Annotated in this window: 15 protein-coding genes; 6 read left to right on the forward strand and 9 right to left on the reverse strand. The window is 62.6% G+C overall.

Annotation, left to right across the window (positions count from 1 at the left end):
- Position 1 precedes the first annotated feature (1 nt).
- Positions 2-3,898 carry a phosphoribosylformylglycinamidine synthase gene (purL, locus tag ACLEJQ_RS19105; RefSeq protein ID WP_440797439.1) on the reverse strand — a complete coding sequence of 1,299 codons (3,897 nt, stop codon included), beginning with the start codon at positions 3,896-3,898 and terminating at the stop codon, positions 2-4.
- Between the two features lie 288 nt (positions 3,899-4,186).
- On the opposite strand from purL, the gene mltF reads away from it, so the two are divergent.
- Positions 4,187-5,647, forward strand: a complete 1,461-nt coding sequence (gene mltF / locus ACLEJQ_RS19110; RefSeq protein WP_440797441.1) for a membrane-bound lytic murein transglycosylase MltF — start codon at positions 4,187-4,189, stop codon at positions 5,645-5,647.
- A 199-nt stretch (positions 5,648-5,846) separates the two neighbouring features.
- Here mltF and pdxJ read toward each other — a convergent pair whose 3' ends face one another.
- The 8 genes from pdxJ to lptF all read right to left on the reverse strand — a co-directional run bounded on the left by pdxJ (position 5,847) and on the right by lptF (position 14,326).
- Entirely contained in the window at positions 5,847-6,590 is a 744-nt protein-coding gene (gene pdxJ / locus ACLEJQ_RS19115; RefSeq protein ID WP_440797443.1) for a pyridoxine 5'-phosphate synthase, read from the reverse strand.
- Between the two features lie 50 nt (positions 6,591-6,640).
- Complete coding sequence (recO, locus tag ACLEJQ_RS19120; RefSeq protein WP_440797445.1) at positions 6,641-7,330, reverse strand: DNA repair protein RecO; 690 nt, start codon at positions 7,328-7,330, stop codon at positions 6,641-6,643.
- 203 nt (positions 7,331-7,533) lie between these two features.
- Positions 7,534-8,436, reverse strand: coding sequence for a GTPase Era (gene era / locus ACLEJQ_RS19125; protein ID WP_440797447.1), 903 nt, complete (start codon positions 8,434-8,436; stop codon positions 7,534-7,536).
- Positions 8,429-9,118, reverse strand: coding sequence for a ribonuclease III (gene rnc / locus ACLEJQ_RS19130; protein WP_440797449.1), 690 nt, complete (start codon positions 9,116-9,118; stop codon positions 8,429-8,431). The genes era and rnc overlap by 8 nt, the downstream gene beginning before the upstream one ends.
- Before the next feature lie 213 nt (positions 9,119-9,331).
- Complete coding sequence (lepB, locus tag ACLEJQ_RS19135) at positions 9,332-10,186, reverse strand: signal peptidase I (protein WP_440797451.1); 855 nt, start codon at positions 10,184-10,186, stop codon at positions 9,332-9,334.
- A 9-nt stretch (positions 10,187-10,195) separates the two neighbouring features.
- On the reverse strand, positions 10,196-11,992 hold the full coding sequence (lepA, locus tag ACLEJQ_RS19140; protein ID WP_440797453.1) for a translation elongation factor 4: 1,797 nt from the start codon (positions 11,990-11,992) through the stop codon (positions 10,196-10,198).
- Positions 11,993-12,150: 158 nt separating this feature from the next.
- A complete protein-coding gene (gene lptG / locus ACLEJQ_RS19145) occupies positions 12,151-13,212 on the reverse strand; it encodes an LPS export ABC transporter permease LptG (protein WP_440797455.1) in 1,062 nt (353 codons plus the stop codon).
- Positions 13,205-14,326 (reverse strand): LPS export ABC transporter permease LptF, encoded by a 1,122-nt coding sequence (lptF, locus tag ACLEJQ_RS19150; protein ID WP_440797457.1) that lies wholly within the window; start codon positions 14,324-14,326, stop codon positions 13,205-13,207. Before lptF ends, lptG begins: the two co-directional genes overlap by 8 nt.
- A 375-nt stretch (positions 14,327-14,701) precedes the next feature.
- Here lptF and ACLEJQ_RS19155 point away from each other — a divergent pair, with 375 nt between their 5' ends.
- The 5 genes from ACLEJQ_RS19155 (at position 14,702) to rlmF (ending at position 21,343) form a co-directional block, all read left to right on the forward strand.
- Positions 14,702-16,192, forward strand: coding sequence for a leucyl aminopeptidase (locus tag ACLEJQ_RS19155; RefSeq protein WP_440797459.1), 1,491 nt, complete (start codon positions 14,702-14,704; stop codon positions 16,190-16,192).
- A gap of 60 nt (positions 16,193-16,252) precedes the next feature.
- The gene (locus ACLEJQ_RS19160; RefSeq protein WP_440797460.1) at positions 16,253-16,681 is read left to right on the forward strand and encodes a DNA polymerase III subunit chi; all 429 of its coding nucleotides are present in this window, start codon (positions 16,253-16,255) and stop codon (positions 16,679-16,681) included.
- 7 nt (positions 16,682-16,688) lie between these two features.
- Positions 16,689-17,066, forward strand: coding sequence for a DNA polymerase III subunit chi (locus ACLEJQ_RS19165; protein ID WP_440797461.1), 378 nt, complete (start codon positions 16,689-16,691; stop codon positions 17,064-17,066).
- A 135-nt stretch (positions 17,067-17,201) separates the two neighbouring features.
- The gene (locus ACLEJQ_RS19170) at positions 17,202-20,048 is read left to right on the forward strand and encodes a valine--tRNA ligase (protein WP_440797463.1); all 2,847 of its coding nucleotides are present in this window, start codon (positions 17,202-17,204) and stop codon (positions 20,046-20,048) included.
- A gap of 269 nt (positions 20,049-20,317) precedes the next feature.
- Entirely contained in the window at positions 20,318-21,343 is a 1,026-nt protein-coding gene (rlmF, locus tag ACLEJQ_RS19175) for a 23S rRNA (adenine(1618)-N(6))-methyltransferase RlmF (protein WP_440797465.1), read from the forward strand.
- Positions 21,344-21,584: the final 241 nt, after the last annotated feature.

Here is a 21,584-nt window from a genome sequence, read left to right on the forward strand (position 1 = left end):
TTTAGTTCACCCAGACGCGTGCGTTGCGGAACATGCGCATCCATGGCGCGTCTTCGTTCCAGTCGTCCGAACGCCACGAGTTCTGCACCGCACGGAAGACCCGCTCCGGGTGCGGCATCATGATCGTGACGCGGCCGTCGCGGCTGGTCAGGCCGGTGATCCCGCGTGGCGAGCCGTTCGGGTTGGCCGGGTAGGTTTCGGTGACCTTGCCGTGGTTGTCGACGAAGCGCAGCGCCACGCAACCGGACAGATCGGCTTCGAGCAAGGCTTCCTCGCTTTCGAACTCCGCATGGCCTTCACCGTGGGCGATGGCGATCGGCATGCGCGAACCGGCCATGCCTTGCAGGAAGATCGAGTTCGACTCCTGCACCTGGACCATCGCCACGCGGGCTTCGAACTGCTCGGAACGGTTACGCACGAAGTGCGGCCAGAACTCGCTGCCCGGAATCAGTTCGTGCAGGTTGGACATCATCTGGCAACCGTTGCACACGCCGAGGGTGAAGCTATCGGTGCGCTCGAAGAAACCCTGGAACGCATCGCGGGCGCGGCTGTTGAACAGTGCGGACTTGGCCCAGCCTTCACCGGCACCCAGGACGTCACCGTAGGAGAAGCCGCCACAGGCGACCATGCCCTTGAAGTCGTTCAGGTCGACACGACCGGCGAGGATGTCGCTCATGTGCACGTCGATCGCGTTGAAACCGGCGCGGTCGAACGCCGCGGCCATTTCCACCTGGCCGTTGACACCTTGCTCACGCAGGACCGCCACCTGTGGGCGAATACCTTTCTTGATGTAGGGCGCCGCCACGTCCTGATTGACGTCGTAGCTGAGCTTGGCGCTCAGGCCCGGGTTATCTTCTTCCAGCAGGGCGTCGAACTCCTGCTCGGCGCACTCGGCGTTATCGCGCAGGCGCTGGATCTGGTAGCTGGTTTCAGCCCACTGGCGCTGCAACAAGCGGCGCTGGCCTTCGAAGACGGTATCGCCGTTGAAGGTAATGTTGATGTGGGCGTTGTTGATCGGCTGGCCGATCACCGAGACGCAGTCGGCCAGGCCCGCAGCGCTGAACTGGGCGAGGATGTCCGGGGTGGCGTCCTGGCGAACCTGGATCACGGCGCCCAGCTCTTCGTTGAACAGGATGGCCGGGATTTCGGCGGCGGATTCGGCCACGCTGTCCAGGGTCAGGCTCAGGCCGCAGTGGCCGGCGAAGGCCATTTCCACCACGGTGGTCAGCAGGCCGCCGTCGGAACGGTCGTGGTAGGCCAGCAGGTGACCGTCGGCGTTGAGACCTTGGATCACGGCGAAGAACGCCTTCAGGTCTTCGGCATCATCGACGTCCGGCGCCTGCTTGCCGAGCTTGCCATGCACCTGGGCCAGGATCGAGGCGCCCATGCGGTTCTGGCCGCGGCCCAGGTCGATCAGGATCAGGTCGGTGGTGCCCTTGTCCATGCGCAGTTGCGGGGTCAGGGTCTGGCGGATGTCCGTTACCGGGGCGAAACCGGTCACGATCAGCGACAGCGGCGAGGTCACGCTCTTGTCTTCGCCTTGGTCTTTCCAGCGGGTGGCCATGGACATGGAGTCCTTGCCCACCGGAATGGTGATGCCCAGCTCCGGGCACAGCTCCATGCCGACCGCCTTGACGGTGTCGTACAGGCGGGCGTCTTCACCCGGATGACCGGCAGCCGACATCCAGTTGGCCGACAGCTTGATGTCGGAAATCTTGCCGATGCGCGAGGCCGCGAGGTTGGTCAGGGTCTCGCCGATCGCCATGCGGCCCGACGCCGGAGCGTCCAGCAGCGCCAGCGGGGTACGCTCGCCCATGGCCATGGCTTCACCGGTGTAGACGTCGAAGCTGGTGGCGGTCACGGCCACGTCGGCCACCGGCACCTGCCATGGACCGACCATCTGGTCACGGGCCACGAGACCGGTGATGGTACGGTCGCCGATAGTGATCAGGAAGCTCTTGCTCGCCACGGCCGGATGATGCAGCACGCGCTCGATGGAATCGGCGATGTCGAGGGTGGACGGATCGAAATCGTCGCCCAGCTCGGTTTCGCGAACGGCCGAACGGTGCATGCGCGGAGCCTTGCCCAGCAGCACTTCCAGCGGCATGTCCACCGGGCTGTTACCGAAGTGGCTGTCGGTGACGGTCAGTTGCGGCTCGGCAGTGGCTTCACCGACCACGGCGAACGGGCAACGCTCGCGCTCGCAGATGGCCTGGAAGCGTTCGAAATCGGCCGGGCCGACCGCCAGGACGTAACGCTCCTGGGATTCGTTGCTCCAGATTTCATGGGGGGCCATGCCCGGCTCGTCGTTCGGAATGTTGCGCAGCTCGAAGCGACCACCACGGCCACCGTCGTTGACCAGTTCCGGGAAGGCATTGGACAGGCCGCCCGCGCCGACGTCGTGGATGAAGCTGATGGGGTTCTGCTCGCCCAACTGCCAGCAACGGTCGATGACCTCCTGGCAGCGGCGTTCCATTTCCGGGTTTTCCCGCTGGACCGAGGCGAAGTCCAGGTCAGCCGAGCTGGTGCCGGTGGCCATGGAGGACGCCGCGCCGCCACCGAGGCCGATCAGCATCGCCGGGCCACCGAGGACGATCAACTTGGAGCCGACCACGATTTCGCCTTTCTGCACGTGTTCGGCGCGGATGTTGCCCATACCGCCGGCGAGCATGATCGGCTTGTGATAACCCCGGACTTCCTCACCACGCGGGGTGGCGATGGATTGTTCGAAGGTCCGGAAATAGCCGGTCAGGGCCGGACGGCCGAATTCGTTGTTGAACGCGGCACCACCCAGGGGCCCTTCGATCATGATGTCGAGGGCATTGACGATGCGCTCAGGCTTGCCGTAAGGCTTTTCCCACGGCTGTTCGAAACCCGGGATCTGCAGGTTCGACACGGTGAAGCCGGTCAGGCCAGCCTTGGGCTTGGCGCCGCGACCAGTGGCGCCTTCGTCGCGGATCTCGCCACCGGAACCGGTGGACGCGCCCGGGAACGGGGCAATCGCGGTCGGGTGGTTGTGGGTCTCGACCTTCATCAGGATGTGCACCGGTTCCTGGACCGCACCGTACTGGCGGGTCTCAGGGTTCGGGAAGAACCGGCCGGCGACGTTGCCGACGATGACCGCGGCGTTGTCCTTGTAGGCCGACAGCACGCCCTCGTTGTGCATTTGATAGGTGTTCTTGATCATGCCGAACAGGCTTTTTTCCTGGCTCTGGCCATCGATGTCCCAACTGGCGTTGAAGATCTTGTGGCGGCAGTGCTCGGAGTTGGCCTGGGCGAACATCATCAGTTCGATGTCGTGGGGATTGCGCTGGAGGCCCTGGAATGCATTGACCAGGTAATCGATCTCGTCTTCGGCCAGGGCCAGGCCCAGTTCGGCGTTGGCTTTTTCCAGCGCGGCGCGACCGCCGCCCAGCACGTCGATGGCGGTCAGCGGCTTGGGCTCGGCGTGGCTGAATAGGCCGGCGGCCTGCTCCAGGTTACCCAGTACGACCTGGGTCATGCGGTCATGCAGGCCGTCGGCGATCAGTTGGGCCTCGGCCTCGCTGAACTCACCGGCGACATAAAAGGCAATGCCGCGCTCCAGGCGCTGGATTTTCCCCAGGCCGCAGTTGCGGGCGATGTCGCTGGCCTTGCTCGACCACGGCGAAATGGTGCCGAAACGCGGCAGCACCAGGAACAGACGACCGGTCGGCTCCTGGACGGGAACGCTGGGACCGTACTTCAGAAGGCGCGCGAGCACCTGCTGTTCGTCGCCGGTCAACCCGCCGGTGACTTCGGCGAAGTGAGCGAATTCAGCATACAAGCCACTGACAGCCGGAACCTTCTGGCTCAGTTGCTCAAGGAGTTTGCTGTGGCGAAAGGCAGAAAGGGCAGGAGCGCCGCGCAGGATCAACATCTTCGGGACAGCCTCGGGAAGGGGGTGTGCTTTGAGGCCGTGCATTCTAGCCTAAACCGCTGCCAACGGCACTCGAAACGGCACGTACGGTGGCGGCCGAATGTCGGCCTTTGCGCCAAAGGCCTGTTTGGACGCTCGTTCCACGAGTCCCGATGAGATATTTTTCAGCGGCCCGAACCCCGCCGCACGCCGGCCGGCTTGCGTTGCGGGCATGTTTGGCGACCGCTAGCAGACTGGCCTTTTACTGTCGAGATATGGCGGCGCAGGCCGTTTGCGTATACTGCGCAGATGTTTTCCCCAACGGCTTTGCGTCCGCGGTACGCCAGATGGCTGATCGCAACCGGACTCTTCCTGGTGCTCAGTGGTTGTGTTGAGAAACCCAACACACTGGAGCGCGTAAAGGAGGATGGCGTGCTGCGGGTAATTACCCGGAACAGTCCCGCCACCTACTTTGAGGATCGCAACGGTGAAACCGGCTTCGAATACGAGCTGGTGAAGCGCTTCGCCGACGATTTGGGGGTGGAGCTCAAGATCGAGACCGCCGACAACCTCGACGACCTGTTCAACCAGGTCGGCAAGCCCAACGGCCCGGTATTGGCCGCTGCCGGCCTGGTCAGCAGCGAGGCGCGCAAGAAGCAGGTACGGTTCTCCCACCCGTACCTGGAAGTCACCCCGCAGATCATCTACCGCAACGGTCAGTCACGCCCCACCGACGCGGCGGCCCTGGCGGGCAAGAAGATCATGGTGCTCAAGGGCAGCAGCCACGCCGAGCAGCTGGCGCAACTGAAGCAACAATACCCGGGCATCGAATACGAAGAATCCGACGCGGTAGAAGTGGTCGACCTGCTGCGCATGGTCGATGAGGGCCAGATCGACCTGACCCTGGTGGATTCCAACGAAGTGGCGATGAACCAGGTGTACTTCCCCAACGTGCGCGTCGCATTCGACCTGGGCGACGCCCGCAGCCAGAGCTGGGCGGTGGCCCCCGGCGAAGACAACAGCCTGCTCAATGAGATCAACGGTTACCTGGACAAGGTCCAGAAGAACGGCACCCTGCAACGCCTGAAAGACCGCTATTACGGGCACGTCGATGTTCTCGGCTACATGGGCGCCACCACCTTCGCCCAGCATCTGCAACAGCGCTTGCCCAAGTACGAACAGCACTTCAAGGCCTATGCCAAGCAGGAGAAAGTCGATTGGCGCCTGCTGGCCGCCATCGGCTATCAGGAATCGTTATGGCAACCGGCGGTCACGTCCAAGACCGGCGTGCGCGGCCTGATGATGCTGACCCAGAACACCGCTCAGGCCATGGGCGTGTCCAACCGCCTGGATCCGAAGCAAAGTATCATGGGCGGCGCGAAATACCTGGCCTACATGAAGGATCAGTTGGACGAGAGCATCGAAGAGCCGGACCGTACCTGGTTCGCCCTCGCCGCCTACAACGTCGGCAGCGGGCATCTGGACGACGCCCGCAAACTGGCCGCCAAGGAAGGGTTGAACCCGAACAAGTGGCTGGACGTGAAGAAGATCCTGCCGCGCCTGTCGCAGAAACAGTGGTACAGCAAGACCCGCTACGGTTACGCCCGGGGCGGCGAACCGGTGCACTTCGTGGCGAACATCCGTCGCTACTACGACATTCTCACCTGGGTTACACAGCCGCAGCTCGAAGGCGATCAGGTGGCCGAGGGCAATCTGCATGTACCCGGCGTCGACAAGAGCAAGCCGAATCAGGAATCCCCACAGCTCTGAAGCTCGCCAACCAAGCTAAGGAGTTGGGCGATGATCTCGTGGCGAGGGAGCTTGCTCCCGCTGGGACGGTCCGACGCCTCGGGCGCAGCAGCCCCAGTTTTGTGAGTGCTTCGCACTCAAGCGGGAGCAAGCTCCCTCGCCACAGGTTCAGTGGATGCCTCAAGGGAACAATCATTCCCACAAGGGGGGGTGATGGAGGTCAGGCCTTGGCAGCCGCCAGGATCAACGCCTTCATCTCCACCACCGCCGATTTGAACCCGACAAACAACGCATGGGCCACCAGCGCATGGCCGATGTTCAGCTCGTTGATGCCCTTGATGGCTGCCACCGCTTCGACGTTGTGGTAATGCAGGCCGTGTCCGGCGTTGACGATCAGGCCTTGGGCCAGGCCGAAGGTGACGCCATCGGCCACCCGCTGCAACTCATCAGCCACCGCCGTGGGCGTCTCGGCATCGGCGTAGCGACCGGTGTGCAATTCGATGGCCGGGGCACCGACCCGCTTGGAAGCTTCGATCTGCCGCTCATCGGCGTCGATGAACAGCGAAACCTCGGCGCCGGTTTTCGACAACCGCTCCACCGCCGCCCTGATCCGCGCTTCCTGACCCGCCACGTCCAGTCCGCCTTCGGTGGTCAGTTCCTGGCGCGTCTCCGGCACCAGGCAAATGTGCGCCGGGCGGATGCGCTCGGCGAACGCCATCATTTCCTCAGTGACGCCCATTTCGAAGTTCATGCGGGTTTGCAGCACATCCTTGAGCAACAGCACGTCGCGCTCCTGGATGTGCCGGCGGTCTTCACGCAGGTGCACGGTGATCCCGTCGGCGCCCGCCTCTTCGGCGTCCAGCGCAGCCTTGACCGGATCCGGGTAGCGCGTACCGCGGGCCTGGCGCAGGGTGGCGACATGGTCGATGTTCACGCCGAGAAGAATGCGATGGCTGGTGCTCACGTAAAAGCGCTCCTGAATGGACAATATTCGGCCCACAGCATACGGGTTGCTCAGGGCTTGCGAAACAACTCGCGACTGACCAGTGGCTTGCCACCCAGGTGAACCGCCAAGGCCTGGCGCATCAGCCGCTTGGCGGCAGCCAATGCACCTGGGGCACTCCAGTCCGCCTCGGCCATGGCCAGAAGCTCGGTACCATTGAACAACCCGGGTTGCAGCAGGAACACCTGCTCCAGGCCCGCGTCGACTTGCAGGCGGTACAGGCCGTCCGCTGCGATAGGCGCACCGTGCAGATCGGTATCGAGGGCAAAACCGTAGCCCAGGTCGTCCAGCAGCCGCCACTCGAACGAACGCAGCAGCGGCTCCAGCGGACGGCCTTCGGCCAGGGCTTGCAGCGTGGCGGCGTAATGGTCGAAGACCGCCGGGTGCGGGTCTTCGGCAGGCAGCAGGCGGATCAGCAGCTCATTGAGGTACATGCCGCTGAACAGCGCTTCGCCGTTGAGCCAGGCGGCAACGCCGTTGCTTTCCATGCGTGCGACATTCTTCAGCTCGCCGCGCCCACGAAACTCGACCTCCAGCGGCACGAACGGTCGCGCCAGCGTCCCGGCCTTGCCCCGCGCGCCCCGCAACACCGCCCGCAGCCGGCCCTGGGGGGTGAGGAAATCCACCAAGGCACTGCTTTCGCGGTAGGCGCGAGAGTGCAGGACGTAGGCAGGTTGGGCGATGGGTTGGGTGGGTGACATCAGGAGCCTGAGTATCAAAAGACTTCAATGGTTGAGGAGAACCATGTGGCGAGGGAGCTTGCTCCCGCTGGGCTGTAAAGCAGCCCTAAAACCAGCGACTTCGCTCAGCCAGATACACCGCAATGCCCGATATCACGACTGCTTTGCAGCCGAGCGGGAGCAAGCTCCCTCGCCACAACAGCCAGCCCGCACAGAACCTGGAATCAGAGGTCGCCGTAACCCAGCGAACGCAGCGCCCGTTCGTCATCGGACCAGCCGCCCTTCACCTTCACCCACAGGTTGAGCATGATCTTGGAGTCGAACAGCAGTTCCATGTCCTTGCGCGCCTCGGTGCCGATGCGCTTGATGCGCTCGCCCTTGTCGCCAATGATGATTTTTTTCTGGCCGTCACGTTCGACGAGGATCAGCGCATGGATGTGCAGGGTCTTGCCCTGTTGCTTGAACTCTTCGATTTCCACGGTGATCTGGTACGGCAGCTCGGCGCCCATCTGGCGCATGATTTTCTCGCGCACCAGTTCAGCGGCCAGGAAACGGCTGCTGCGGTCGGTGATCTGGTCTTCGGGGAAGAAATGATCGTTTTCCGGCAGATGCTCGGCAATCACTCGCTCCAGCGCATCGAGGTTGTGGCCGTGCTGGGCGGAAATCGGGATGATCTGGGCGTTTGGCAGTTGCTCCTGCAACCAGCTCAGGTGCGGCATCAGCTCAGCCTTGTCTTCGATGCGGTCGGTCTTGTTCAGCGCCACGATCAAAGGACCGGTCACGTACTGGACGCGCTCGAGAACCATTTGGTCTTCCTCGGTCCACTTGGTGCGGTCGACCACGAAGATCACCACGTCGACGTCTTTCAACGCCGCCGAAGCGGTCTTGTTCATGTAGCGGTTCAGGGCCTTCTCGCCGCCCTTGTGCATGCCCGGGGTATCGACATAGATCGCCTGCACGGTGCCCTCGGTCTTGATGCCCAGCATGTTGTGGCGGGTGGTCTGGGGCTTGCGCGAGGTGATCGCCAGTTTCTGGCCGAGGATATGATTGAGCAATGTAGACTTGCCCACGTTCGGCCGGCCGACGATGGCGACATAGCCGCAGCGGGTAACGTTTGTATCAGTCATTGCCATTCTCCACGCCCAGGGCTATCAGTGCTGCGGCGGCCGCTACCTGTTCGGCAATACGACGACTCACGCCCTGACCCCGGCTTTTTTCATTCAGTAAGACAACTTCGCATTCGACGAAGAAGGTGCGGCAATGCGGCTCGCCCTGGATATCCACGACCTCGTAGCGCGGCAGCTCGCAGCTGCGCGATTGCAGGAATTCCTGCAAGCGGGTCTTCGGGTCCTTGTTGGTGTCCACCAGCGTCAGGCTGTCGATCTCGGAGGTCAGCCAGGCCAGCACCCGTTCGCGGGCCACTTCCATCCCGGAGTCCAGGTAGATCGCGCCGATCAACGCTTCCAGGGCATCGGCCAGGATCGACTCGCGACGAAAACCGCCGCTTTTCAATTCGCCGGAGCCCAGGCGCAGGTATTCGCCCAGGTCGAAACCGCGGGCCAGCACGGCCAGAGTCTCACCTTTTACCAATCGTGCGCGCAAACGCGACAACTGGCCTTCGCGGGCCAGGGGGAAACGCTCGAACAGCGCCTCGCCGGCCACGAAGTTGAGGATGGCGTCACCGAGGAATTCCAGGCGCTCGTTGTTGCGACCGGCAAAACTGCGGTGCGTGAGGGCCAGGAGCATCAGCTCCTGATCTTTGAAGGTGTAGCCGAGCTGACGCTCGAGGCGGCTTAGAGAAACGCTCACGGTTTACCCACGCTGAGTTCGTGGCTGGATTCCACCGCCGGGACGGCAATGCACCGTTGGCTTGGGACAATTAACGCTGTGTTCAAAAATGACGTCCTGACTATCGTTGGCGCCTTAGGGTTTGTACGAAAAGTGCCTGCGCAGCGACTTTTCATATAAACCCTAGCAGCCTCCAGAAATGCATTCGGCGCTGTTCAACAGCGCCGTGTGTAGTTACTTGATCAGGCCCACCCGCGAGAAGTTCGGCAGATGACTGAGTTTGGGTTCCGGCCAGCTCATCCATACGGCGAAGGCCTTGCCGACGATGTTCCGGTCGGGGACCATGCCCAGCAGGTCCTTGGGAATGTTCGGATCATCCCAGTAGCGGCTGTCGTTGGAGTTGTCGCGATTGTCGCCCATCATGAAATAGTGCCCCGCCGGCACCGTCCAGGAATGGTCCGGAGTGGCGCGGTAACGGCTCATTTCCTTGCGGATCAGATGCTCGGCCTGGCCGAGTTTTTCCTTATAGAGCTCGGCGCTGCCCAGGGTGCCCGGCTCCGAACCGATCAACTGCTCGGCCACCGATTCGCCATTGACGAACAACCGCTTGTCGGCGGTGTAGCGGACCGTGTCGCCCGGCAGGCCGACCACGCGCTTGATGTAGTTGACGTTCGGGTCGCTGGGGAAGCGGAACACCATGACATCGCCGCGCTGCGGGTCACCCACCTCGATGATTTTCTTGTCGATCACCGGCAGGCGGATCCCGTAGGAAAACTTGTTCACCAGGATGAAATCGCCCACGTCCAGGGTCGGCTTCATCGAGCCGGACGGGATCTGGAAAGGTTCCACCAGGAACGAACGCAGCACCAGCACGATGAAGAGCACCGGGAAGAACGACTTGCCGTATTCGACCAGCAGCGGTTCCTTGTTGAGTTTTTCGACCACCCCGCCATCAGGCTGGCTGACGCTGCCCTGATAAGAGGCAATGGCCGCCCGGCGCCGGGGCGCCAGGAACAACAGATCGAGCAACGCCAACAAGCCGCAGACGAACACGGCGATCACCAGCAACAGCGGGAAATTTAGCGACATAGGACCTAACTATTCCAACCTGAGCACTGCAAGGAAGGCTTCCTGTGGAATTTCCACGTTACCGACCTGCTTCATGCGTTTCTTACCGGCCTTCTGCTTTTCCAACAGCTTGCGCTTACGGCTGACGTCGCCGCCGTAGCACTTGGCCAATACGTTCTTTCTGAGCGCCTTGACGGTTGTCCGCGCGACGATCTGCCCGCCGATGGCGGCCTGGATCGCTACGTCGAACATCTGCCGCGGAATCAGATCCTTCATCTTCTCGGTCAACGCACGTCCCTTGTAGTGCGCGTTGTCGCGGTGCACGATCAATGCCAGGGCATCGACCTTGTCACCGTTGATCAGCACGTCCAGCTTCACCAGATTAGCCGATTGGTAGCGATCGAAATGATAGTCCAGCGAAGCATAGCCGCGACTGGTGGATTTCAAGCGATCGAAGAAGTCCAGCACCACTTCGTTCATCGGCAGGTCGTAGGTCACCTGGACCTGCGACCCCAGGAACAGCATGTCGCGCTGTACGCCACGCTTCTCGATGCACAGGGTAATGACGTTACCCAGGTGCTCTTGAGGCACAAGGATATTGGCGCGAACGATCGGTTCGCGCATGTCTTCGATGGCCGACAGGTCCGGAAGCTTGGACGGGTTGTCGACGTAGATGGTTTCACCGTTCTTGAGCAGCAGCTCGAAGATAACCGTCGGGGCGGTGGTGATCAGGTCCAGGTCGTACTCGCGCTCCAGGCGCTCCTGGATGATCTCCATGTGCAGCATGCCCAGGAACCCGCAACGGAAGCCGAAGCCCAGGGCGTCGGAGCTTTCCGGGGTGTATTGCAGGGACGAGTCGTTCAGGGTCAGCTTCTGCAGGGCTTCGCGGAAATCCTCGAAGTCGTCGGAGCTGACCGGGAACAGGCCGGCATAGACCTGCGGCTGGATACGCTTGAAGCCAGGCAGCACATCGACGTCGGGAGTGGAACTCAAGGTCAGGGTGTCGCCGACCGGCGCCCCGTGGATGTCCTTGATGCCGGCGATGATGAAACCCACTTCACCGGCCTTCAGGTCAGTGGTGGCGGTGTGTTTCGGGTTGAAGACACCGACGCTGTCCACCAGGTGGATCTTGCCGGTGGACTTGACCAGGATCTTGTCGCCCTTTTTCACACGGCCCTGGCGCACGCGGACCAGGGAAACGACGCCCAGGTAGTTGTCGAACCAGGAGTCGATGATCAACGCCTGCAGCGGATCTTCGACATTGCCGGTCGGCGCCGGAATGGTGGTCACCAGGCGCTCGAGCACTTCGTCCACGCCCAGGCCGGTCTTGGCGCTGCAAGTGACCGCGTCAGTGGCGTCGATGCCGATGATTTTCTCGATTTCTTCCTTCACGCGCTCCGGATCGGCCTGAGGCAGGTCGATCTTGTTCAGCACTGGCATGACTTCCAGGCCTTGTTCGATAGCCGTGTAGCAGTTGGCAACCGACTGCGCCTCGACGCCCTGGCCGGCGTCGACCACCAGCAACGCGCCTTCACAGGCCGCCAGCGAGCGGCTGACTTCGTAGGTGAAGTCGACGTGGCCGGGGGTGTCAATGAAGTTCAGCTGGTAGGTGATGCCGTCGCGGGCTTTGTAATAGAGGGTGACGCTGTGGGCCTTGATGGTGATGCCGCGCTCACGCTCGAGGTCCATGGAGTCCAGGACCTGGGCTTCCATTTCGCGTTCGGCCAGGCCGCCGCACATCTGGATGAAGCGATCAGCCAGCGTCGACTTGCCATGGTCAATGTGGGCGATGATGGAGAAATTGCGGATATGACTCAAATCACTCACGGATCAACACTCAAAAAGGCTGCAGGCATGGCCCGCCGAAAAATAGCCGGGAATTGTACCTGATACAGCGCACGAGCGTCACGCTCGCCTGTCGATGAGCGTTTGTGGCGAGGGAGCAAGCTCCCTCGCCACAGAAGCCCGCTCGCCTTGAATTTGGCTCAACCCGCCCGGCGCAGCAGCCAGAGCCCCGCCAGCGCGCAGACCCCGGCCGGCACCAGCACCGCGAACAGCGGCGAGAAACCGAACACCAGGCTCGACGGCCCCAGCAGATCCTGGGCGATACGGAAGGTGAACCCCACCAGCACGCCGGTAAACACCCGCTGTCCGAGGGTCACCGAACGCAGCGGGCCGAAGATGAAGGAGATCGCCATCAGGACCAGGGCGGCGGTGACCAACGGTTGCAACACCTTGACCCAAAAAGCCAGCCAGTAGCGACCGTTGTTCAAACCCTGATCCGCCAGATAGTGGATGTAACCCCACAATCCGGTAATCGACAGGGATTCCGGCGCCATCACCACGGTGCTCAGCAGTTGCGGGCTGATGGACACGTCCCAGCGCTCCTCTGGGGCAGCGACCACTTCGGTGCGTTTGTCGTGGAACAGTGTGGTGGTGACATCAGTCAGCTGCCAGTGGTCCTCGACGAAGTTCGCGCGCTTGGCAAAGCTCGACGAAAGCATGTGCCGCTGGTCGTCGAAGCGATAGCGGGTCACCCCATAAAGCACGCCGTTGGGCTGCACCGAGTTGATGTGGATGAACTCGTCGCCCTGGCGGTGCCACAGGCCATGCTTGGCGCTTTGCGCATCGCCGCCACCCTGGGCCAGGGAGCGGTTGGCCTGGGCGGTATTTTCGGTTGCCGGGGCGACGTACTCACCGATCAGTATGCCCACCAGCATCAGCACCAGCATCGGCTTCATCACCGCCCAGACGATCCGTCCGATGGACACGCCGGCGGCGCGCATGATGGTCAGCTCGCTGTTGCTCGCCAGGCTGCCCAGGCCGATCAGGCAACCGATCAATGCGGCCATCGGCAACATGTCGTAGAGCCGCCGTGGCGCGGTCAACAGCACGTAGCTCGCCACGTCCGCCAGGGTATAGGTATCACTGACGTCGCTCATTTCGTCGATGAAGGCAAACAGGGTCGCCAGGCCAAGGATAATCCCCAGCACCGCGAGGATCGCCATGAACACGCTGCTGCCGATGTAGCGGTCGAGTTTAACCACGGGCCACCTCCGACACGTTGCGGCGGCTGGCCAGTTTCAGACGCAGCGGCTCCCAATAGAGCAGCCCCAGGCCAATGGCCAGGAAGATGCCGTGCACCCACCACAGGCCCAGCGTCGGTGCAATCTTGCCTTTTTCCAGGGCCCCACGGGCGGAGATCAGGATGGTCAGGTAAGCCATATAGAGAAGAATCGCCGGCAGCAGCTTGAGGAAACGACCCTGGCGTGGATTGACCCGCGCCAGCGGGACCGCCATGAGGGTCACGATGAACACCAGCAACGGCAGCGACAAGCGCCATTGCAGTTCGGTGCGGGCGCGAATGTCATCGCTGCCCAACAGGCTGGCGGTGGGCATGGCGTCGCGGTCGGTGACTTCTTCGCTGACCTCGGGCTTGGGCAGCAGCACGCCATAGGTCTCGTACTGGATCGCCCGGTAATCGGCCTGGCCCGGCTTGCCGTCGTAGCGATAGCCGTTTTCCAGGATCAGGTAGCGGTTGCCCTCGGGGCTGATCTGCTGACGGCCCTTTTCGGCCACCAGCACGGAAATGCCGCGGTCCTTCTTCTCATCCGAAGACAGGTTCTTCTGGGTGATGAACACGCCGCCCAGGTTGACCCGGTCATCCGACAGCTGCTCGGTATAGGTCACCCGCGTGCCATCGCGCAAGGCCTGGAAGCGGCCCGGCACCAGGGTGTCGAATTCGGTCATGGCGTCCTGCTGGTTGATCAGCAACTGGAACTGGTTGGCGCCCTGGGGCGACAGACTCAGGCTCAGCCAGGCCACCACCAGCGCCACCAGCGTCGCCGGGAACAGGGTCATGCGAAACAGACGTTGCTGGCTCATGCCGGTGGCCGACAGCACGGTCATTTCGCTGTCCAGGTACAACCGGCCGTACGCCAGCAGGATGCCCAGGAACAACCCCAGGGGCAGGATCAGCTGCAAAAAGCCCGGCAGGCGGAACCCCATAATCAGGAACAGCGAGCCCGGGTCCAGGGCCCCGGAGGCCGCCTGGGCGAGGTACTTGATGAAGCGCCCGCTCATGATGATGACCAGCAGCACGGCGCTGACGGCGCTCAGGGTCAGCAGGACTTCGCGGGATAGATAACGGAAGACGATCAAACCAGACACTCCAGGATTGTCAGGCTCAGGCGGCCAAACAAGCAACGTATCGAGCCGGCCCGCCAGAAGCGCGCCGCCGAAAAAAGAGCCGCATTATCCTGTGATTGGAGGCGCCTGTCACTGCGCACGCTTTAACCCGCTGCTTAAAGCTGCAAAGCGAGGGTTGTCAGGCTCGGGCGCCGGGGTTCAAACTGCGGCCTTTGTCGCCGGCGCGACCGTGACTGCTTCACTCAGGACTTGTGGCGAGGGAGCTTGCTCCCGCCGGACTGCGCAGCAGACCCCGCCTCTTCGCGGTTGCTGTGCGACCGAGCGGGAATCAGCTCCCTCGCCACAGTCAGCGCCTGGCATCTTGACCATTCACTCAGGGATCCGGACATGGAACTGGTTGTAAAAAGCGTCAGCCCAGAAACGTTGAAGACCGCCACACTGGTCGTGGCCGTCGGTGAAGAGCGCAAGCTCGGCGTCGTCGCCACCCAGCTCGACGCGCTGAGCGGCGGCGCCATCGGCGCCGTGCTCAAGCGTGGCGACCTGGCCGGCAAAGTGGGCCAGAGCCTGTTGCTGCACAACCTGCCCAATCTCAAGGCCGACCGCGTGTTGCTGGTTGGCGTAGGCAAGGACACCGAACTGGGCGACCGCCCGCTGCGCAAGATCATCGCCGGCGTGCTCGGTACGCTCAAGAGCCTGGGCGGCGCAGATGCGGTCCTGGCCCTGGATGAACTGGTGGTCAAGGGCCGCGACAGCTATGGCAAGAACCGCCTGCTGGCCGAAACCCTGCTGGACGGCGAATACCAGTTCGACCGTTTCAAGAGCCAGAAAGCCGAACCCCGCGCCCTGAAAAAAATCACCCTGCTGACCATCAAGGCCGCCCAGGCTGAAGTCCAGCGCGCCGTGACCCACGCCACCGCGATTGCCAACGGCATGGCCTTCACTCGCGACCTGGGCAACCTGCCGCCGAACATCTGCCACCCGACATTCATGGGGGAACAGGCCAAGGCGCTGGGCAAGGAATTCAAGAGCCTGAAGGTCGAAGTCTTCGACGAGAAGAAGATCAAGGACCTGGGCATGGGTTCGTTCTACGCCGTCGGCCAGGGCAGCGCCCAGCCACCGCGCCTGATCGTCATGCAATACAACGGCGGCAAGAAGTCCGAGAAGCCTTACGCACTGGTTGGCAAGGGCATCACCTTCGACACCGGCGGCATCAGCCTCAAGCCGGGCGCCGGCATGGATGAAATGAAGTACGACATGGGCGGCGCCGCCAGCGTGCTCGGCACCCTGCGCGCCGTGCTCGAACTGAAACTGCCGATCAACCTGGTGTGCATCCTGGCCTGCGCCGAGAACATGCCCAGCGGCACCGCCTCGCGTCCGGGCGACATCGTCACCACCATGAGCGGCCAGACCGTGGAAATCCTCAACACCGACGCCGAAGGCCGCCTGGTGCTGTGCGACGCCCTCACCTACTCCGAGCGCTTCAAGCCGCAAGCGGTGATCGACATCGCGACCCTGACCGGCGCCTGCGTCGTCGCCCTGGGCGCCCACACTTCGGGCCTTCTGGGCAACAACGACGAGCTGATCGGCCAATTGCTCAGCGCCGGCCAGCAAGCCGACGACCGCGCCTGGCAACTGCCGCTGTTCGATGAGTACCAGGAGCAGCTGGACAGCCCGTTCGCCGACATCGCCAACATCGGCGGGCCGAAGGCCGGGACCATCACCGCCGCGTGCTTCCTGTCGCGCTTCACCAAGAACCTGAACTGGGCGCACCTGGACATCGCCGGCACGGCCTGGACCAGCGGTGGCAAGGACAAGGGCGCCACCGGTCGTCCGGTGCCCCTGCTGACCCAGTACCTGCTGGATCGCGCCAAGGCCTGACACCGATAACCGTTCCTGGCGCCGCCTGCGGGTGGCGCCAGTAACGGCTCAGGAACCGCAATGACCAAAGTCGATTTCTATATCCTGCCCAGCGCCGATCCGGCGGCACGGCTGGATTTCGCCTGCAAGCTCACCGAAAAAGCCTGGCGCATGGGCCACCGCATCTACCTGCATTGCAGCGATGCCGCCCAGCGCGAGGACCTGGATGCACGCCTGTGGGCCTTCAAGGGTGAAAGCTTCGTGCCCCACGGGCCGGCCGAAAGCGAACCCGAAGGGCTGATCGTGCTGGGGCTGGGGGATGACTGCGGTCAGCACCAGGACCTGCTGGTCAACCTCGACCTGAAAGTACCAGCCTTTGCCCCACGCTTTGCCCGCGTGGCAGAAGTGGTGGTGGAAGACCCGACCATCCGGCAAGCCGCGCGCGAGAGTTTCCGTTTCTACCGCGAACAGGGCTATTCTCTGCAAGACCACCGTTTACAGCGACTCTGAGCCTACGATGGACACTCCAAAACCGCCGCAAAAACCCGCACATCTGCTGGATGACCTCGAGTCGATCCGCCAATTGCTCGGCGACGACACTCTGCAACCGCCCCTGTTGACCGACACGGTCGTGCAAGCGCCCGTGCATGAAGAACAGATCCCGCTGCTGTTCGACCCGATCCACGGCCAGCCCGAACCCAAGCCTGTCGCCAAGGCCGAACCCAAGGGTCCCGACGCGCTGCTGCATCTGGACAGCGAGCTGCGGGCCGCCGCGCAGTTGATCATGCAAGACGTCATCGACGACTTCGCCCCGCACATCGAGACCGAGATCAAGCGCCGGCTGGAAGCAAGGATGGAGCGGCTGGTCGCCGCAGCTGCAAGCGGCAAGCTTTGAGCTGCAAGTAAAAGCAAAATCAAAAGCCAGTTTCTCCGCTTGCCGCTTGCCGCTTGCCGCTTATAGCTTGCCGCCGGCCCGGCGGCTATACTTCCCGGCTTTTCCTGAATAAATGCCTATAGGGTCCCGCCGCGCATGGATAAGACCTACCAGCCGCACGCCATTGAAACTTCCTGGTACAACACCTGGGAGTCCGAGAATTATTTCGCTCCGCAAGGCGCGGGCGATTCCTACACCATCATGATCCCGCCGCCGAACGTCACCGGCAGCCTGCACATGGGCCACGGCTTCAACAACGCGATCATGGACGCGCTGATCCGTTTCCGCCGCATGCAGGGTCGCGACACCCTGTGGCAGCCCGGCACCGACCACGCCGGTATCGCCACGCAGATGCTGGTGGAACGCCGCCTCGAAGCCCAGGGCCAGAATCGCCATGACCTGGGCCGTGAGAAATTCCTCGAGAAAGTCTGGGAATGGAAAGACGAGTCCGGTGGCAACATCAGCCGTCAGATCCGCCGCCTCGGCTCGTCCGTGGACTGGAGCCGCGAGCGCTTCACCATGGACGATGGCCTCTCGGAAGCGGTGAAGGAAGCCTTTGTGCGCCTGCACGAAGACGGGCTGATCTATCGCGGCAAGCGCCTGGTCAACTGGGACACCAAGCTGCACACGGCGATTTCCGACCTCGAAGTGGAGAACCACGACGAGAAAGGTTTCCTGTGGAACCTGAAATACCCGCTGGCCGACGGTGCCAAGACTGCCGAAGGCAAAGCCTACCTGATCGTGGCCACCACGCGTCCGGAGACCATGCTCGGCGACGCCGCCGTGGCGGTGAACCCGAACGACGAGCGCTATCAGGCCTTGATCGGCAAGTTTGTCGAGCTGCCGCTGGTGGGTCGTCGCATCCCGATCATCGGGGATGACTACTGCGACCCCGAGTTCGGCACCGGCTGCGTGAAGATCACCCCGGCCCACGACTTCAACGACTACGAAGTCGGCAAGCGCCACAACCTGCCGCTGCTGAACATTTTCGACAAGAACGCCAACGTCCTGCCGGCCGCACAAGTGTTCAACCTTGACGGCACGTTGAACGAAAGCATCGACGGCCAGATTCCGGCTGAGTACGCCGGCCTCGACCGCTTCGAAGCGCGCAAACAGATCGTCGCAGCCTTCGAGGCCGCCGGGCTGCTGGTCAGCGTCGACGATCACGCCCTGAAAGTCCCGAAAGGCGACCGTTCCGGCACCATCATCGAACCGTGGCTGACCGACCAGTGGTACGTGTCCACCAAGCCGCTGGCCGAGCCGGCGATTGCCGCCGTCGAAGATGGTCGTATCCAGTTCGTACCCAAGCAGTACGAAAACATGTACTTCTCGTGGATGCGCGACATCCAGGACTGGTGCATCAGCCGTCAGCTGTGGTGGGGCCACCGCATCCCGGCCTGGTACGACGAATCGGGCAAGGTCTATGTCGGTCGCGATGAAGCCGAAGTTCGTGCCAAGCACAACCTCGGCCCGGACGTTGCCTTGCAACAGGACAACGATGTGCTCGACACCTGGTTCAGCTCGGGCCTGTGGACCTTCTCGACCCTGGGCTGGCCACAGCAGACCGAATTCCTGAAGAAATTCCACTCCACCGACGTACTGGTCACCGGCTTCGACATCATTTTCTTCTGGGTCGCCCGGATGATCATGCTGACCATGCACCTGGTGAAGAACGAGGACGGCACGCCGCAGGTTCCGTTCAAGACGGTCTACGTCCACGGCCTGGTGCGCGACGGTCAGGGCCAGAAGATGTCCAAGTCCAAGGGCAACGTCCTGGACCCGCTGGACATCATCGACGGCATCGACCTGGAAACGCTGGTGCAAAAGCGTACTTCCGGCCTGATGCAGCCGAAACTGGCGAAGAAAATCGAGAAGGCCACCCGCGAAGAATTCGCCGAGGGCATCGCCAGCTATGGCACCGACGCCCTGCGTTTCACCTTCTGCTCGCTGGCGTCCACCGGTCGCGACATCAAGTTCGACATGGGCCGCGTCGAAGGCTATCGCAACTTCTGCAACAAGATCTGGAACGCCGCGCGCTACGTGCTGGACAAAGGTGAAGACTGCGGCCAGAACGGCGAAGCCTTCGAACTGACCCTGGCTGATCGCTGGATCATTTCCCAGCTGCAACGCACCGAAGCCGAAGTGACCCGCCAACTGGACCAGTTCCGTTTCGACCTGGCCGCACAAGCCTTGTACGAGTTCATCTGGAACCAGTATTGCGACTGGTACCTGGAACTGTCCAAGCCGGTGCTGTGGGACGAAAACGCCCCGGTCGAGCGTCAGCGCGGCACCCGTCGTACTCTGGTTCGCGTGCTGGAAGTAGCTTTGCGCCTGGCCCATCCGTTCATGCCGTTCATCACCGAGGAAATCTGGCAGCGCGTCGCGCCGCTGGCCGGTGCCCAGGGCAAGACGATCATGCTGCAACCCTGGCCGATGGCCAACGAAAGCCGCATCGATCCGGCAGCCGAAGACGACATCGAATGGCTCAAGACCTTCATGCTTGGCCTGCGTAACATCCGCGCCGAAATGAACATCGGCCCGGGTAAACCGCTGACCCTGTTCCTGAAGAACGCCAACGCCGAAGACCTGCGCCGCCTCAACGAAAACGAGGCGCTGCTCAAGAAACTGGCGAAGCTCGAGTCGGTGACTGTCCTGGCCGCTGGCGAAGAAGCGCCGCTGTCGGCCACCGCGCTGGTTGGCGAGATGGAAGTGCTGGTGCCGATGGCCGGCCTGATCGACAAGGCCGCCGAACTGGCGCGCCTGGACAAGGAAATCCTGCGCCTCAAAGGCGAAGTGCAGCGGGTCGGCGGTAAGCTGTCCAACTCCGGCTTCGTCGACAAGGCCCCGGCCGACGTCATCGAGAAGGAACGCGCCAAACTGGCCGAGGCCGAACAGGCTTTGGGCAAGCTGGCCGAGCAGCACGTGCGGATCTCTAGCCTGTAAGGGCAGCTCGTAGCTGGAAGAAGGAGGCCCTGGTGGCCTCCTTTTTTCTGCCTGGCACTTTCTCCCAATCACTGAATTCCTTGTGGGAGCGAGCCTGCTCCGGGCGGCGATCCGACGATAGCGTCGGATCAGTGACATCAATGTCGCCTGATCCACCGCTAATCGCGAGCAGGCTCGCTCCCACATTTACCCAAGGCCGCCGTCAGAACCAGCCTGGATATGGGACAATACCCACCACTTTTCCGAACCACCCCCGAATCGACTCGCCCATGACCGCCCCTCGCTCCTCAAAACCAGCCCGCCAGAAGCCCAAGCCCGCCACCGAGGCGAAGACCGTGGCGCCACGGGAGAAAGCCAGCCTGCACCCGCGCAACCGCCACCAGGGCCGCTACGACTTCCCGGCGTTGATCAAGTCAACGCCGGAGCTGGCGAAGTTCGTGATCATCAACCCCTACGGCAAGGAAAGCATCGACTTTGCCAGCCCCGAGGCCGTGCGGGTGTTCAATCGGGCGCTGCTCAAATCCTTCTATGGCATCGCCCACTGGGACATCCCGGCGGACTACCTGTGCCCGCCGGTGCCTGGCCGTGCAGACTATGTGCACTTTCTCGCCGACCTGCTCGCCAGTCATAACGACGGGGAAATCCCACGGGGTGCGGCAGTCAAGGTGCTGGACATCGGCACCGGGGCCAACTGCGTCTATCCGTTGATCGGCCATAGCGACTACCGCTGGCATTTCCTCGGTTCGGAGATCGACTCAGTGGCGATTGCCTCTGCCAAAGCCATCGTTCAATCCAACGGGCTGAACAAGGCCATCGAATTACGCCAGCAAGCCAACCGCAAGCAGATTCTGCTGGGCCTGTTGGAGGCCAGCGAGCGGTTCGACCTGACGATGTGTAATCCACCGTTCCACGCCTCCCTGGAGGAAGCCACCCGCGGCAGCCAGCGTAAATGGCGAGCACTGGGCAAGGCCGATCCGAAACGCAAGCTGCCGGTGCTGAACTTCGGTGGCCAGGCCGCTGAGTTGTGGTGCGAAGGTGGGGAAGCTCGGTTCGTGACGCAACTGATCGGCGAAAGCGCCCAACTGGCCACGCAAGTGCTGTGGTTCAGCACGCTGGTGTCGAAAGCCTCGAACCTGCCGGCGATTCAGGCCGCACTGAAGAAGGCCGGCGCGCTGCACAGCCAGGTGGTGGAAATGTCCCAGGGGCAAAAGCAGAGCCGCTTCGTGGCCTGGACCTTCCAGACAGAGGCGCAGCAACAGGCCTGGCGCCAGGCGCGTTGGATCCGCAAGGATTGAATCGGCTGAGCGCTCACTCCCGTGGCGAGGGAGCTTGCTCCCGCTGGGCTGCATAGCAGCCCCAAGACCTGGCAGCTCGGTGAATCAGGCAGACCAGATTCAGCCTGCCTTGGGGACGCTGCGCAGCCCAGCGGGAGCTTGCTCCCTTACCACAAAAGCCCGGCTATGACGCTTTGGCAAAGGGATTTCTCCCCTCGCCGCTGACCATTTTTCCAAGGCAATAAAAAACCGCGCCCGGATC

This window comes from Pseudomonas sp. SMV71 (assembly GCF_052042015.1).
Classification (GTDB): domain Bacteria; phylum Pseudomonadota; class Gammaproteobacteria; order Pseudomonadales; family Pseudomonadaceae; genus Aquipseudomonas.